Here is a 16,052-nt window from a genome sequence, read left to right as displayed (position 1 = left end):
ACCGGCCCGACCGGCCCGACCGGGCGCACCGCCGCCCGCCGGGCGTGGACGACGCCACGGTCGAGGCCGTCGGCAAGGTCACCGAGGCGCTGGAGGCGACCGAGCGGGCGCGTGGCCACCTGTACTCCTTCCACCAGATGACCGGCCGCTCCGACCTGCTGCTGGGCGAGGCGGTGGAGCTGCTGCGCGAGGCCGGGCACACCGGGGAGGCCGAGCTGCTGGAGACCGAGGCGCTGGGCCGCAACGTGATCCCGGGCCACTGGACGTTCCAGATCGTCGAGGGCTACGACTCGCACTACTACAAGCCGTTCGCGCGGCTGGAGGAGTTGGTGCGCGACCGGCTGACGGGCGGCCTGAAGCACCTGTACGAGGCGGAGATGAAGGAGGCCCGGCGCACCCACGGCCACCCCGCCCACACCGCGCGCCCCGACACCGCCCCGCCCGGGGACTGACCACCGCGCCGGCCCGCTCACCTCGCTCCCGTAACCCCCGCCGTCGCAACAGGAGGCTGTCCGCAGATGTCCGAGGCGTACGACGCCGTCGTGGTGGGATCCGGCCCCAACGGACTGGTGGCCGCGAACCTGCTGGCCGACGCGGGCTGGCAGGTGCTGGTCCTGGAGTCCCAGTCCGAGCCCGGCGGCGCGGTGCGCAGCGACCGAGGCGTCCACCCCGACTACGTCAGCGATCTGTTCAGCTCCTTCCACCCACTGGCCGCGGCCTCGCCCGTCATCCGCTCCCTGGAGCTGGAACGCTGGGGTCTGAGGTGGAGCCACGCGCCGTCCGTCCTGGCCCATCCACTGCCCGACGGGCGCTGCCCCGTGCTGCACCGGGACCGGGAGGAGACCGCCGCGGGCCTGGAGGCCTTCGCACCCGGCGACGGGGAGGCGTACCTGCGGCTGACGCGCCTGTGGGACGGGCTCGGCGAGGATTTCCTGGACGCACTCCTCAGCCCCTTCCCGCCGGTGCGTCCCGCGCTGTCGCTGCTGGCCCGGCTGCGCGCGGCCGGGGGGCTGCGCCTGCTGCGCACCCTGCTGCTGCCGGTGCGGCGGCTGGGCGAGGAGGAGTTCGGCGGCCGGGGCGGGCCGATGCTGCTGGCGGGGTGCGCGCTGCACACCGACCTCTTCCCGGAGTCCACCGCCGGCGCGGCCTACGGCTGGCTGCTGGCGATGCTGGGCCAGCAGTACGGCTGGCCGGTGCCCGCCGGCGGCGCCGGCTCCCTGACCGCGGCGCTGGTGGGCCGGCTGGAGTCGCGGGGCGGGACGGTGCGCTGCGACGCCCGGGTGGTGCGGGTGGTGGTCCAAGGCGGACGCGCGCTCGGCGTGCGGACCGCCGGCGGCGACGCCGTACGGGCGCGGCGGGCGGTCCTGGCCGACGTCCCCGCCCCGGCGCTGTACGGCGGGCTGGTCGACTGGGAGCACCTGCCCCTGCGGCTCCAGGACGACATCCGCCGCTTCCAGTGGGACACCTCGACGTTCAAGGTGGACTGGGCGCTGTCGGGCCCCATCCCCTGGTCCTCCCCCGGCGCCGCGGGCGCGGGCACCGTCCATCTGGCCGACGACATGGACCACCTCACCCGCCACAGCGCCCAGCTGGCCACCGGCCTGGTGCCGGACCGGCCGTTCTGCCTGCTGGGCCAGATGACCACCGCCGACCCCACCCGCTCCCCCAGGGGCACCGAGTCGGCCTGGGCCTACACCCACCTGCCCCAGCGGGTGCGCGGCGACGCGGGCGGCGACGACGGCATCACGGGCCGCTGGGGGCCGGGCGAGCGGGAGGCCATGGCCGACCGGATGGAGGAGGAGGTGGAGCGCCGCGCCCCCGGCTTCCGCGAGCTGGTCAAGGAGCGCCGCGTCATGGCCCCGCCGGACCTCCAGGCGCGTGACGAGAGCCTGGTCGGCGGGGCGCTGAACGGCGGCACCGCGGCCGTCCACCAGCAGCTCCTCTTCCGGCCCGTGCCCGGTACCGGCCGTCCCGCCACCCCGGTGCGCGGTCTCTACCTGGCCTCCGCCTCCGCCCATCCGGGCGGCGGCGTCCACGGCGCCTGCGGCTCCAACGCGGCCCGCGCGGCCCTGGCCGCCGCCCGCCCTCTGGCCCACTACGTCACGGGCCCGGCCCAGGCCGCCGCCCAGCGCGCGGCCATGCGGACGCGGGGCCGGCTGGGCTGACGCTTCCCGGGGGGCGCCCGGAGCGTCGTCTTCCGGCCGAGTCGGGAGCGCGGCGCGCGGCGGCGGGCCGAGGACCCGCACGTCATCGCGTCGTCATATGCCCCCGCCCGTCCTCTGCCCGGTTCCGGGGCGCCCGCCGGCCCCCTCTCCGGATCCTTCGGCGCTTTCCCGAGCAGGGTGGATGCGGCGTTCCGGAGCGAGGCGAAGCGGAAGGTGACCGGATCCGATCGCCCCGATGTGTCCCGGTATGAACTTCGGTAAGTCGTTCGCCCGGAACCTGTCCCCGAGAGGTCAAGGGAGTGTTCGACATGCGGTACGCCACCAAGGGCCTGGGGCTGGGCGCCGTGCTGACCGCGGCCTGCCTGGCGGGGTCCGCGGCCGCCGCGACCGCCGCCCCGACCACCGCCCCCGCCTCCGCCGCGGCCGACAGGCCGTCCGGGCCCTCGGTCCTGGCGCTCACCGTCGCCGCGGGCGAGAACCCGGCGACGGCCCCCGAGCGGCGGAGCGCCACTCTCGTCTGCCCGCCGGGTCCCGGGGGCGCCCACCCGGCCCCGGAGCGGGCGTGCGCCGCGCTGCGCTCGGTGGACGGCGAGGTCGGCGCGCTGGTCGAGACCGACACCGACCGGGTCTGCCCGATGATCTGGGACCCGGTCACGATCACGGCCAAGGGCGTCTGGGGGGGCCGCGCGGTCTCCTACGAGCGCACCTTCGCCAACTCCTGCGTCATGGAGGGCGCCACGGGCCCGGTCTTCTCCTTCTGACGCGTCCACGACTCCGCGGCGAGGCCGCGGCCCACGATCGCCGGCCCCCCGGGCGCACCGCCGCGCCCAGGGGCCGGCGGCCGTGTGAACGACTGTTCACCGGATCTTCTCCCCCGGCTCCCTTCGCCCGGCGCCGACGGCGCGCGATGGTGACGTGTACACGCCCTTCACACGTTCCCTCACACGCCTGGAGTCCGCATGCAGCGACGCACCTTCCTGAGAACCGCCTCCGCCGGCGCGGGGGCCGTCGCCTTCTCCGGCGCCCTGTGGCAGGGCGCCGCCACCGCGGCCGGCGTCTCCACCGCGACGGCCGGCCCGTACGGACCGCTGCGGGCGCCGGACGCCAACGGGGTGGCGCTGCCGGAGGGGTTCCGCAGCCGGATCGTGGCCCGCTCCAGCCTGCCGGTCGGCGGAGTCCTGTGGCACCCGGCGCCCGACGGCGGCGCCTGCTACCCGGACGGCGACGGCTGGATCTACGTCTCCAACTCCGAGGTCCCCCTGGTCGGCGGTGCCTCGGCGATCCGCTTCCGCGCCGACGGCTCGGTCGACCGGGCCTACCGCGTCCTGGAGGGCACCAACCTCAACTGCGCGGGCGGGGCGACCCCGTGGCGGACCTGGCTGTCGTGCGAGGAGACCTGGCGCGGCCGGGTCTTCGAGACCGATCCGTACGGGCGGCGCGAGGCGGTCGTGCACAAGGCGATGGGCCGCTTCAAGCACGAGGCGGCGGCCTGCGACCCGGACCGGCGGGTGGTCTACCTGACCGAGGACGAGTCGGACGGCTGCTTCTACCGCTACACCCCCGAGGTCTGGGGCGATCTGTCGCGCGGCCGGCTGGACGTGCTGTGCGAGTCGGCCGGCGGCGGTGTGGAGTGGCGCGAGGTCCCCGACCCGTCGGCGCCGCTGTTCGGCAGGCAGACGCGCCACCAGGTGTCGGCCGCCCGTCACTTCGACGGCGGCGAGGGCTGCCACTACGCGGGCGGCACCTGCTGGTTCACCACCAAGGGCGACAACCGGGTGTGGGCCTACGACGCCGAGCAGAACGAGCTGTCGGTGACCTATGACGCGGACTCCCCGCTGGACGGGGTCGACAACATCACCGGCACTCCCGGCGGCGACCTGTACGTGGCGGAGGACGGCGGCAACATGGAGATCAACGTCATCACGCCCGAGGGCGCGGTGGCCCCGGTGATCCGGCTCGACGGCCACGGCGACTCCGAGATCACCGGTCCGGCCTTCTCCCCGGACGGCTCCCGGCTGTACTTCTCCTCCCAGCGCGGCACCCTGGGCGATCCGGCCGGGCTGGGCGGCATGACGTTCGAGGTGTCCGGCCCCTTCCGCCGCTGACGGCTCCCCGGCGCGCCCCGCCGTCCGGCGGGGCGCGCCGGTGCCGTACACCCGCCGTTCGTTCGCGCACCATCCGCGCCCCCTCCCCCGTTCGGCTCAACCCCCTTACCGTAGGTGCGATTTGACCCTCCCCCCCCGCACACGGAAGGCGGCGCAGATGACACAGCGGCGAAGAGGTCGGGCGGCGACGGCGGTGGCGGCGGCCGGAATCGTCACGGTGCTCGTGGCGGCCGTGCCGGCCGGAGCGGCGGAAGGCGGCGCGCTGCCGTACTCCGGCACCACCTCCGTCGGCGTGCACAACGCCTACGAGAAGGACAAGTACACCTACTTCGCCGACGCGTTGGACTCCGGCGCCTCACTGCTGGAGCTGGACGTGTGGGCCAAGTACTCGGGCGGCTGGCGCGTGGCCCACGACGGCCCGCTGGTCAACGACAACAACTGCGAGAACGCCTCCTCCCCCGCCGAACTGCGCTCCAGGCCACGCAACCAGAGCCTGGCCGGCTGCCTGGCCGACATGCGGGCCTGGCACGAGGCCAACCCCGGGCACCGGCCGGTCCTGATCAAGATCGAGATGAAGGACGGCTTCGCCGGCGACCGCGGCCGCGGGCCCGCGCAGTTCGACGCCCTGGTCTCCCGGGAGCTGGGCGACGCGCTCTACCGGCCCGGCGACCTCGCCTCCGGCCACGCCACCCTCGACGACGCCGTACGCGGCGGGGGCTGGCCCACCAGGGACGCGCTGGCGGGGAAGTTCCTGATCCACCTCATCCCCGGCACCGTCGAGGAGTCCAACCCCTTCGACACCCTGTGGACCGACCGCGAGTACGCCGCCCGTCTGCGCGGCCTCGCCGCCGCCGGGCGGCTGGGCGAGGCCACCGCCTTCCCCGCCGTGCACCGCGCCGCGGCCGGGGACCCTCGCACCCGCTACGCGGACGCCTCGCTGCGCCCCTGGTTCGTGGTCTTCGACGGCGACGCCTCGGCGTACGTCTCCGGCGGCATCGACACCGCCTGGTACGCCCGCAACGGCTATCTGCTGGTCATGACCGACGCCCACGCCGTGGCCCCGGCCATCAGCGCCACCGCTCCGACGGAGGGTCAGGCGCGCGACCGGGTGGCGCTGCTGGCCGCCGAACGGGCGAGCGTGGTCACCTCCGACTGGACCCGGCTGCCGTCCGTGCTGTCCACCGTACTGCCGCGCGGCTGAGGAGGGTTGGCCGCCATCCGGGCGGTCCCGTCCGGCCGTCTCGCGGTGCCCGGGCGGCTGGGGGCGGCAGCCGTGCGTGTCGTCCTCGCCGGGAAGCCGTTTCCGCCATGCGGCGGCCTGGTACGGCTGCCCCAGGCGTACGGCCGCCGGAGGGCCGCGGCGGCGAGGGCGGGCGAAGGCGGATTCCCTTCTCCGAAAGGTGTTCCATGGAACTGCTGGATCAGGGACGGCCGGAAGCGGCCGAGGCCGCGCAGGCGGTGGAGGGCACGGGCGGCAGAGGGCTCACCCGGCGCACGGTGCTGGGCGCCGGGACGGCGGCGGCGTCCCTCGTCGCCGCGGTCGGCCCGGGTCTGACGGTGGGCGGTGGCGGCGCGGCGGCGGCCGCGCCGCTCTTCTCCACCGAGCCCGCCGCCGCGGCGCTGCGCCGGCTGCTGCCGGAGCACGCCGCGCAGTTCCGCCTGGCCGCGCTGGACGCGCCGGACGGCGCCGAGCGGTTCCGGGTCGCGGGCGCGGCCGGGCGGGTGGAGGTGTCCGGCACCAGCCCGGCCGTGCTGCTCACCGGGGTGCACTGGTACCTCAAGGAGGTCTGCTCGGCGCACATCTCCTGGGCCGGGCGCAACATCGGCCTGCCCGCCACCCTGCCCGCGCCCGGGCGCCCCCTGGAGCGCTCCACCGCGCTGCCCAACCGCTTCGCGCTCAACGACACCAACGACGGCTACACCCACCCCTACGCCGACTGGCCCTACTGGGAGCGGCTGATCGACGTGCTCGCCCTGCACGGCTGCAACCAGGTGATGGTCATCGCCGGGCAGGAGGCCGCCTACCACCGGCTGCTGAAGGACTTCGGCTACTCCGACGCCGAGGCCCGCCGCTGGCTGCCCGCCCCCTCCCACCAGCCCTGGTGGCACCTGCAGAACCTCAGCGGCTACGGCGGCCCGATGAGCCCGGAGCTGATCGGGCGGCGCGTGGAGCTGGGCCGGCGCATCACCGCCCGGCTGCGGGAGCTGGGCATGCACCCGGTGCTGCCCGGCTACTACGGCTCGGTGCCCGGGGACTTCGCCGGGCGCGTCCCCGGAGCCCGCACCGTCGCGCAGGGCACCTGGCACGGCTTCGCACGGCCCGACTGGCTCGACCCGCGCACCTCCGTCTTCGCCGACGTCGCCGCCGCCTTCTACCGGCACCAGCGGGAGCTGTTCGGCGACGCCTCGCACTTCAAGATGGACCTGCTGCACGAGGGCGGGAACGCGGGGGACGTGCCGGTGGCCGACGCCGCGCGCGGGGTGGAGAGAGCACTGCGCAGGGCCCACCCGGAGGCGGTGTGGGTGATCCTGGGGTGGCAGAACAACCCGCGGCGCGAGCTGGTGGACGCCGTTGACAAAAGCCGGATGCTCATCGTCGACGGCATCTCCGAGCGCACCGAGACCGTCCACGACCGCGAGGCCGACTGGAACGGGACCCCCTACTGCTTCGGCGCGATCCCCAACTTCGGCGGGCGCACCACGCTGGGGGCGAAGACCCATGTGTGGAACGAGCGCTTCCACGCCTGGCGCGACAAGCCCGGCAGCGCCCTGGCCGGCACCGCGTATCTGCCGGAGGCCGCCGACCGCGACCCGGCCGCCTTCGACTTCTTCTCCGAACTGGCCTGGCGCGACGCCCCGGTGGACCTGCCCGGCTGGTTCGCCCGGTACGCCGGGTACCGATACGGCGGAGCCGACCCGCGGGCGCGGGAGGCCTGGCGGGCGCTGCACGACACCGCCTACCGGCACCACGCCAGGCTCTACGGCTTCGCCCACGACAGCCTCTTCGCCGCCCGCCCCGACCTCACCGCCACCCGGGCCGGGCAGTACGGCCCCACCGGGCTGACCTACGACCCGGCGCGCTTCGACGCCGCCCTGGACGGGCTGCTGGAGGCGGCCCCCGCCCTGCGCGGCGGCGACGCCTACCGCCACGACCTGGTGGACGTCGCCCGGCAGGCCCTGGCCAACCGCAGCCGGGTGCTGCTGCCCCAGCTGCGCACCGCCTACGAGGGCGGCGACCTGGGGACCTTCCGGGAGCTGTCGGCGCTGTGGCTGCGGCTGATGACGCTCAGCGACGAACTGGCCGGAACCCACCGGATGTTCCTGCTGGGCCCGTGGACGGACGCCGCCCGCCGCATGGCGGCCTCCCCGCGGGAGGCGGCGGAGCTGGAGCGCACCGCCAGGACCCTGCTGACGGTGTGGGGGGAGCGGGCCACCGCCGACGCCGGGAAGCTGCACGACTACGCCAACCGCGACTGGCACGGGCTGACGGGCGACTTCCACCTGCCGCGCTGGCGGCTGCTGCTGGACGAGCTGGACGCCTCGCTGGCCTCGGGCCGCCCGCCCGCTCCGGTCGACTGGTACGCGGTCGAGGAGCCCTGGACACGGGAGCGCCGGGAGTATCCGCTGCGGCCCTCGGGGGACGCGTACGCCACCGCGCAGCGCGTGCGCGACAGCCTCGCCCGCGCGCCCTACCAGGGGCGACTGGAGGCCGCCCTGGAACCGGGGGCGCTGGAGCCGGGCGGGCGCGGGCTGCTGACCGCCTCCTTCACCAACACCAACGGGCTGCGGGCCGCGGGCCCGGTCGAGTTCGCCCTGTCCACCGGCTCCACCGGTCTGCGGGCCGTGCCGCTGGACCCCACCACCGCGGACCGTGTGCCGCCCGGCGGCCGGACCCGGGTCCGCTGGCGGGTGACCGCCCCCGGCCGGCCGCCGACCGCACCGCTGCGGGAGCTGTCGTACGGTCTGACGGCGCGGTACGGCCCCGAGGGCGGGCGCCGGGCGCGCACGGAGCTGGGCGGCTCGCTGTTCCTGGCCGGGCCGCTGCCGGCGGGGCTGCGCACGGTCTCCACCAACGGAGCGGTCTTCGGCCGGCTCGGCGAGCGGTACGCCGTGCACGGCGGGGGCGCGGACCTGTGGAAGGGCACCGCGGAGTTCGGCGCGGTGTACCGGCCGGGCGGGCTCGGCGAGCGGGGCTCGGTGACGCTGCGGGTCGACTCCCAGGCGGAGACCGGGCCGTGGGCGAGGGCGGGGATCATCGTCCGCAACGACCTGTCGCGGGCCGGCTCGCCGGGCTTCGTCAACCTGTCGGTGACCCCGGCCAACGGGGTGGTGCTGTCCTACGACTCCGACGGCGACGGCACGCTGGACTCCTACCGGCGTATCACGGGGGTGAAGGCCCCGGTGCTGCTGCGGCTGCGGCGCGCGGGGGACGGGTACACCGGCGAGCTGTCCGACGACGGCGGCGCGAGCTGGCGGACGGTGGCGACGGTGCGGGTGCCGGGCGCGGCCGGACGGCAGGACGCCGGGCCGGGCATGACCGCGGCGGGCGGCACGGCCGGCACTGTGGAGTTCTCCGGGTGGCGCACGGCCTGACACCGGGCGGCCGGTGGCGGGCCCGGCGCCTCCTCCGGCCGCCTGCCGGCCGTCTCCGGACACGGACGGGGCGGGCCGGTGTCCGCGGCGCTCGCTAGGGTGTTCCCATGACCACCGGGGTACGCCGCAGGATGGGTGTCAAGGAGCGTCGGCAGCAACTGATCGACGTCGCACTGAGGTTATTCAGCGACCGTCCGCCCGAGGAGGTGTCCATCGACGACATCGCCACCGCGGCGGGGATATCGAGGCCGCTGGTCTACCACTACTTCCCGGGCAAGTACAGCCTCTACGAGGCGGCGGTGCGGCGGGCGGCCGACGAGCTGTCCACCCGGTTCCACGTACCGCACGAGGGCCCGTTCAGCCTGCGGCTGCTGCTGGTGATGGGGCGCTACTTCGACTTCGCCGAGGAGCACGCGCCGGGCTTCTCGGCGCTGCTGCGCGGCGGTTCGGTGCGCAGCGAGGCGGTGGTCGAGGAAGTGCGGCAGGCCGCCTACGAGCAGCTCCTGGCCCATCTGGAACTCACCGACCCCGGGCCCCGCATGTCCCTGGTGATCCGCACCTGGGTCGGTGTCGCCGAGACCACGGCGCTCGGCTGGCTGGCCGACCGCTCGATACCGCGCCGGGAGCTGGAGCGGCAGCTCGTCCACGACCTGCTGGCGCTGGCCGCGGTGACGGCCGCGTTCGACGAGGAGACGGCCGGAGTGCTCCGCCGCGTCGTGGAACAGGAGCCGCCCGACGGCCCGTTCGCGGAACTGGTGTCCAGACTGCTGGCACTCGTTCCCGGGAGGGCCGGCGGCGGGTAGTTTCGAGGCCGTGACTCATGTGACCCGTGGACCGAGCACCAAGGCACCGAACCTGCGCTCGCTCGCCGCATCGGCGGCGCTGCCGCCGGGCACGCTGGTCGACCGGACGGTGCTCGGCAGGCTGCCCGAGCCGCTGCTGTGGCGCGCCGACGAGCCCGCAGGGCCGGACGGCTGGGAGCGGATGCTCCCGGTGCGGGACGCCACCGGGCTGTGGCCCGTGCTGCTGGGCACGCATGTCCGCGGCACCGCGGTGGAGGACGATCTGCTGCCCCCGCCGCAGGACGCGGGCGGTGGCGGCGGGACGAGCGCCGGGGCAGACACCGGGACGGCCGCCGCCGGTGTGCTGGCCGCCTGGTGGAGGCGGCACGCCGCGTGGGAGCCGGGTGGCCGCGGGGCCGGGGGGATACCGGCGCTGCGGCCGTACGGCAGGCGCCCGCCCGAACTCGCGCGCCCCTCAAGCGCGGGCGGTGATCCGGACGCGGCGGCGGCCGGGGCGGCCCGCGCGCTGGTGACGCGCGGCACCCTGCGCCGCCCGCGGATGGCCCTGGTCCCGGCGGCGCGGAGCGCGGACATACCCGCCGTCATCGGCTGGTCGGGCACCCTGGCCTCCGGCGAGGACTTCGAGGGGTACGGCACGGTGCTGCGCTCCTGGGAGGAGCGTTTCGGCACGCGGGTGGTGGCGCTGGAGCCGGATGTGCTGCACCTGTCGGTGCCGAGCCCGCCCCGCACCGCGGCCCAGGCCCTGCCGGTGGCGGCCGAACACTACGCGTTCTGCCCCTCGGTGGTGCGGCAGGGCGCCGGATCGATCTCGCGCTACGCGGACAGGTGGCTGACCGGCCGGAACCTGTGGTCCTTCTGGTGGGACTGAGTACCGGCCGGGACGGCCGGCGGGGAGGCGGCCGACAGGACGCGCCTCGGGGCGGGGCCGTCTGTCGCCGGCCCCGCCCCGAGGTCTTTCCCGTCTACCGCCCCGCGCGGGTCACCGCGCGGCGAACACCGCCACCGTGCGCGGCGGCACCGTGAAGGCGCCCTTCTTCCCGTCGAAGGCGGCGCTGCGGACCACTTCGTCGGAGCCCTCCGCCTGCACCGGGTGCAGTGCGTAGGAGGCGCCGGCGAGCGAGGAGACGGTCTGCGTCTGCCGCTCGGGGGTGGCGTTGAAGACGACCACCAGGTCGCGGTCGCCGTCCGCCAGGCGCATGGTGATCACGCCCGGGGTCTCCTCCTCGCCCGACAGCGGGAAGGACAGCACCCGCTGGACCCCGGCCGCCGTGGACCGGCTGAAGACCTCCTCGGTGGAACGGATCTCCAGCAGGTCGCGGTAGGCGGCGGAGGCACCCTGGATCTCCCCGCAGGAGGGCGAGAGGTCGGCCAGGGTCAGCAGCGGCTTCGCGTACGGCCACTTGTCCTCGTTGTCCCAGGCCGGCGGCAGCCCGCGGCCGAAGCCGTTGCCCGCCTCGCAGTTCCAGTGGATGGCGTTGTACCAGTCGCCGGAGTTGTAGGAGTTGCGGTCCAGCGACTTCGAGCGCAGCAGGTCGCTGCCCGCCTGGCTGAGGGCCGGTCCCTGGGAGAGGGCGGCGGTGGCCATGGCGATCACCTGCATACGGGCCCGGTCGGCGGCCGGGGTGTCCTGGGGCAGCTTGAACGCCAGGGCGTCGTAGAGGGTCTCGTTGTCGTGGGCGTCGGCGTAGGCGAGCGCCTCGCCGGGGGCGCCGGCGTATCCGGCCGGTGAGCCGTTGTAGTCGACCTGCGAGCCGGTGACCCGCTTGCCGGAGGTGTCGGTGAAGGTGTAGTCGGCGAGGTTGCCGGACAGGCCGACCTTGATCAGGTCCTGGTAGTGCAGCAGCCGCTGCCTCTGCTCGGCCCGGCTGCCGTTGTCCTCCGAGGAGTTGGGGTCGGTGTACAGGCCGCTGGCGAAGCCCTGGACGCCGGGGTCGGCGTCGAAGGGGCCTCCGCCGCGCACCGCGTCGCGAGCCCGGTCGGAGAAGGTGGCGATGCCGGTGCCGGCCATGTTCTTCTGCGTGGCCTGGACGAAGCGGGCGTCGTCGGCGACCTCGCCGAAGTTCCAGCCCTCGCCGTAGAGGATGATGCTCTTGCCGTCGACGCCGTCCTTCTCGGGCGTGAGGGCGTCCAGCGCCTCGCGGACGGCCAGGATGTTGGCCTTGGGGTGGTGGCCCATCAGGTCGAAGCGGAAGCCGTCCACCTTGTACTGCCTGGCCCAGGTGACGATGGAGTCGACCGTGAGCTTGCCCATCATGGTGTGCTCGGGCGCGGTGTTGGCGCAGCAGGTGGAGGTGGCCACCGTGCCGTCGGCCAGCAGGCGGTGGTAGTAGCCGGGCACGATGCGGTCCAGGACGGACTGCTCGTCCTGCCCGGCGGCCATGGTGTGGTTGTAGACCACGTCCAGCACGACCCGCAGTCCGGCCTCGTTCAGGCTCTTGACCATCTCGCGGTACTCGACGGTGCGGGTGGTGCCGTCGGCGTCGGTGGCGTACGAGCCCTCGGGCACGGTGTAGTGCAGCGGGTCGTAGCCCCAGTTGTAGGCGTCCTCGTCGCGGATCTTCCCGATGCACTCCTGCTGCTCGCCGGAGTCGGCGGGCAGGGCCGCCAGGTCGCAGGCGGGCTCGGCCCTCTCGGCGGCGCGCTCGGGGATGGAGGCGATGTCGTACGAGGGCAGCAGGTGGACGTGGGAGGTGCCCGCGTCCGCCAGCTTCCCGAGGTGCTTCATGCCGTCGGCGGAAGTCTCGGTGAAGGCCAGGTAGCCGCCGCGGTGCTCATCGCTCACCGTGGGGTCGGCGACGGAGAAGTCGCGGATGTGCAGTTCCTGGATCTGCGCGTCGCGCAGCGGGGCCGGGGCCGGCTTGTCCAGCTTCTTCCAGCCCCTGGGGGCCAGCTTCGGGTCGGACAGGTCGACGACCAGGCTCTTTACGGAGTCGGTGGTCAGGGCGGTGGAGTAGGGGTCGGTGACCTTGTTGGTGACCACCTTCCGCACCGAGGGGTCCCAGACCTTCACGTGGTAGCGGTACGGCTTGCCCGTCCAGCTCCGGTTGCCGCGCGCGCTCCACACGCCGGTGGCGTCGTCGCGGCGCATCCGCACGGTGCGGCCGTCCAGTTCGAGGGAGACCCGCTGCGCGGTGGGTGCCCACACCGACAGGGTGGGGCGCCCCTTGCGGTCGAAGACCGGGCCGAGGTCGGCCTTGGCCGCCCTCCTGCCGTAGAGGTCGTCCAGCACGCCGGGGATCTGCACTCCGGTCGCCGCCAGCAGCGCGCCCTCGGTGTTGCGCTGGGTGGCGACGATCTGGCCGCGCAGGGCGGTGCGCACCCGGTCGCGGTCGCGGGGGTCGACACGGAAGGCCGGGTAGTCCTTCAGGTGCGGGAACCTCTCCTTCTGCGCGTCGCTCAGCCCGCCGGGCACGGGGTTCAGCCGCAGCCAGCGGCCCTCGTGGTTCAGGGCGCCGTCCTCGACCGCGATGGTGCCGCGGGTGTCGTAGGCGAGCTGCTGGCTGGTGGCGTCGGTGGCCTTGACCTTCCAGGCGACGGTGTCCCGGTCGATCCACTGGGCTCCGGCCCCGTCCAGGTCCAGGTCGGGCGCGCTGCCGGTGGTGGGCAGCAGGTAGCCGGGGGTGGCGGACAGCTTCCAGACCTCGCGGCCGTGGGTGGCGAAGTCCAGTGACTGGTCGGCGTTCTCGTCCTTGGTGTCGCCCTTGTGGACGATGTAGCTCAGCGAGGTCGCGCCCTCGGCGAGCGGCACCTCGAAGGTGACGCCGAAGGCGTCCTCCTCGACCGGCATCAGCGGCTTGGACCAGTCGGTGGGCTCGGCGGCGCCGGTCCAGGTGTGCAGGCCCCAGCCGTCGTAGTCGCCGTCCGTGCGGTGGTAGTGCAGGACGGCCTTCTTCCCGTCCTGCGGCGGGTAGACGCCCTCGGGGCGCTCGGGCAGCGTCCTGTCGCTGCCCTGCTCGACCCACACCTCGCCGGTCCTGGCCAGGTCTATGGTGCGCTCGGGTCCGTCGTCCACGCCGTCCTTGGTGACGGTGAAGGACACCTTGCCCTCGCCGTCGGCCGGCCTGATCCAGGCGAAGGCGCCGTAGGCGTCGCGGCCGGTGAAGTCGGCGGTGCGGTCGCCGGCGACCAGTTTCCAGCCGTCGTAGTCGCCGTCCGTGCGCTGGTAGTGGACGACGGCCCAGTCCCGCTCGACGGCCGAGGGCTTCTCGGGCGGCGGGGCCTGGCCGGCGGCCGAGGAGGCGGTGTCGGAGGCGGTGCGGCCCCTGGCGTCGACCACGACGGCCTTGTAGCGCAGCGGCGTTCCGGCCTTCACGTCCCGGCCGATGTGCTGGGTGACCTTGTAGGGGGCGTGGTCGGCGGTGCCGAGGGTCTGCCACTTCCCGTTGCCCGCCTGGGCGGCGAAGACGACGCGGTTCGGCGTGCCGCCGTCTCCTCCCCCGACGTTCGCGGTGATCTCGACGGTGCCGGTGGCACCCGCGGCGGGGGCCTCCAGCTCGACGGTGGGCGCGGCGGCGGGGGCGGGCAGCGGCTTCGCCGCCTTGAACACCGCGGTGGACAGGGCCGGGACGGTGACGGTCAGCTTCGCGTCCGATCCGGTGCGCACGGTGGCGTCGCCGCCGTGGATCTGGCGGAACGTGGTGCCGGCCGAGCCGGTGGGGATCTCGACGGTGCGGGCCTTCTCGCCGTTGTTGGCGGCGACGAGGTACTCGGTGCGCCGCTCGGCGTCGGTGCGGGTGAAGGCGTACACGCCGGGGCCGTCGCCGCTGTGCGCGTACCGCTCGGTCTGGACGCCGTCGCGCAGGGCGGGGTACTTCCGGGTCAGCTTCGACAGGGCGGCGATGGAGCGGTACAGGGGGTGGGAGGTGTCGTAGGCGTCCTCGGCGTGGGTGCGGTCAGTGCCGATCCGGTCGTTCTTCTCCTCGTCCAGGTAGGAGGGCACCTCGGAGGCGAAGAGGGTCTGGCGGGCGTCCTGGTCGCCGCCGGTGCCGGTGAAGCCCTGCTCGTCGCCGTAGTAGACCACCGGGTTGCCGCGGCTGAGGAACATCAGCTCGTTGGCGAGCTCGGCCCGCTTGAGCAGTTCGGCGTCACCGGCGCCGGGGTTGTCCTGGCGCAGGAAGGCGCCGATGCGGCCCATGTCGTGGTTGCCGGTGAAGGTGACCTGCTCGTACGCGTTGGAGCGGCCGGTGGTGTAGCGGTAGTCCTGGGCGAACAGGTCCGACAGCTTGGCCGCCGGCCCGCTCTGGGAGGCGTAGGAGCGGGCCGCCTCCTGGAAGCCGAAGTCGAGGGTGGCGTCCAGCTTGCCGCGGGTGACGTAGGGGGCCATCTGGGCCGGGTCGGAGGAGTAGACCTCGCCGAACATGAAGAAGTCCTCGCGGCCCTTCTTCGCGGCGTAGGCGTCCAGGGCGGTGGCCCACTGGGTCCAGAACTCCATGTTGACGTGCTTGACCGTGTCGATACGGAAGCCGTCGATCCGGAAGTCCTTCACCCACCGCTGGTAGATCTTCTTCATGCCCTCGACGACCTCGGGACGCTCGGTCCACAGGTCGTCCAGGCCGTAGAAGTCGCCGTACTGCGAGCTCTCCCCGGCGAAGGTGGAGTCGCCCCGGTTGTGGTACATCTCCGGGTCGTTGAGCCAGCCGGGGACCTTGACGTCCTTCTCGGCGGCCGGAACGACCGGGGTGCGCGGGAAGGAGTCGCGGCCGGTCTTCGGGAACCTCTTCCCGGCGGCGCGGTCGGCGTAGTCGGCGTCGTCGAAGGGCCTGCCGTCCTCGGTGAGGTAGGGGAAGGCGCCCTTGGACAGGTAGGAGTAGGACTTCTCCTCGTAGTTCACCACGTCGGCGGTGTGGTTGGTGATGACGTCGAAGAAGACCTTCATGCCCTTGTCGTGGGCCGCGTCGATCAGCTTCCGCAGGTCGTCGTTGGTGCCGAAGTGCGGGTCGACCTGGGTGAAGTCGGTGATCCAGTAGCCGTGGTAGCCGGCGGACGCGTTCTCCCCCTCACCCTGGACCGGCTTGTTCTTGAAGATGGGCGCCATCCAGATGGCGGTGGTGCCCAGGCCCTTGATGTAGTCGAGCTTCTTCGTCAGGCCCTTGAGGTCGCCGCCCTGGTAGAAGCCCTTGTGGGTGGGGTCGTAGCCGGTGGTCAGGCGGTCGCCCTTCAGTCCGCCGCGGTCGTTGGAGCGGTCCCCGTTGGCGAAGCGGTCGGGCAGGACGAAGTAGAACTGCTCCCGTGTCAGGTCGTGCCGGGTGGGCTCGGCGGCCAGTTTCGCGTCGGACGGCGGCGGTGGTGCGGCCTTGGCCGGTGCCGCCGCGGTGATGAGCGTCGCCAGGAGCGCGGCCGCGATGCTCGCGGCCGCTCCTCTGCGCGCCAGGGGACCTGTCACGGGT

The 16,052-nt window shown here is 74.2% G+C and carries 9 protein-coding genes; 8 read left to right on the top strand and 1 reads right to left on the bottom strand.

The window, feature by feature from the left end:
- The first annotated feature begins 44 nt into the window (after positions 1-44).
- The 8 genes from IQ279_RS01025 (at position 45) to IQ279_RS28595 (ending at position 10,534) form a co-directional block, all read left to right on the top strand.
- On the top strand, positions 45-452 hold the full coding sequence (locus tag IQ279_RS01025; RefSeq protein ID WP_206346642.1) for a hypothetical protein: 408 nt from the start codon (positions 45-47) through the stop codon (positions 450-452).
- A 66-nt stretch (positions 453-518) separates the two neighbouring features.
- Complete coding sequence (locus IQ279_RS01020) at positions 519-2,165, top strand: phytoene desaturase family protein (RefSeq protein ID WP_206346327.1); 1,647 nt, start codon at positions 519-521, stop codon at positions 2,163-2,165.
- Between the two features lie 308 nt (positions 2,166-2,473).
- The gene (locus tag IQ279_RS01015) at positions 2,474-2,926 is read left to right on the top strand and encodes a subtilase-type protease inhibitor (protein WP_206346326.1); all 453 of its coding nucleotides are present in this window, start codon (positions 2,474-2,476) and stop codon (positions 2,924-2,926) included.
- Positions 2,927-3,124: 198 nt separating this feature from the next.
- Positions 3,125-4,270: an alkaline phosphatase PhoX gene (locus IQ279_RS01010; RefSeq protein ID WP_206346325.1), complete on the top strand. Its 1,146-nt coding sequence runs from the start codon at positions 3,125-3,127 to the stop codon at positions 4,268-4,270.
- A 157-nt stretch (positions 4,271-4,427) separates the two neighbouring features.
- A complete protein-coding gene (locus IQ279_RS01005) occupies positions 4,428-5,471 on the top strand; it encodes a phosphatidylinositol-specific phospholipase C domain-containing protein (protein ID WP_206346324.1) in 1,044 nt (347 codons plus the stop codon).
- Positions 5,472-5,677: 206 nt separating this feature from the next.
- On the top strand, positions 5,678-8,863 hold the full coding sequence (locus IQ279_RS01000; protein ID WP_206346323.1) for an alpha-N-acetylglucosaminidase: 3,186 nt from the start codon (positions 5,678-5,680) through the stop codon (positions 8,861-8,863).
- Positions 8,864-8,970: 107 nt separating this feature from the next.
- On the top strand, positions 8,971-9,666 hold the full coding sequence (locus tag IQ279_RS00995) for a TetR/AcrR family transcriptional regulator (RefSeq protein WP_206346322.1): 696 nt from the start codon (positions 8,971-8,973) through the stop codon (positions 9,664-9,666).
- Positions 9,667-9,676: 10 nt separating this feature from the next.
- On the top strand, positions 9,677-10,534 hold the full coding sequence (locus IQ279_RS28595) for a DUF4253 domain-containing protein (protein WP_206346321.1): 858 nt from the start codon (positions 9,677-9,679) through the stop codon (positions 10,532-10,534).
- Positions 10,535-10,645: 111 nt separating this feature from the next.
- Here the strand turns inward: IQ279_RS28595 and pulA are convergent, their stop codons facing one another.
- Complete coding sequence (gene pulA, locus IQ279_RS00985) at positions 10,646-16,048, bottom strand: pullulanase-type alpha-1,6-glucosidase (RefSeq protein ID WP_206346320.1); 5,403 nt, start codon at positions 16,046-16,048, stop codon at positions 10,646-10,648.
- Positions 16,049-16,052: the final 4 nt, after the last annotated feature.

It is taken from the genome of Streptomyces verrucosisporus (genome assembly GCF_017114865.1).
GTDB classification, from domain to species: domain Bacteria; phylum Actinomycetota; class Actinomycetes; order Streptomycetales; family Streptomycetaceae; genus Streptomyces; species Streptomyces fenghuangensis.
Note: the sequence above shows the minus strand (reverse complement) of the source record. Positions and strands in the feature narration are given on the sequence as shown.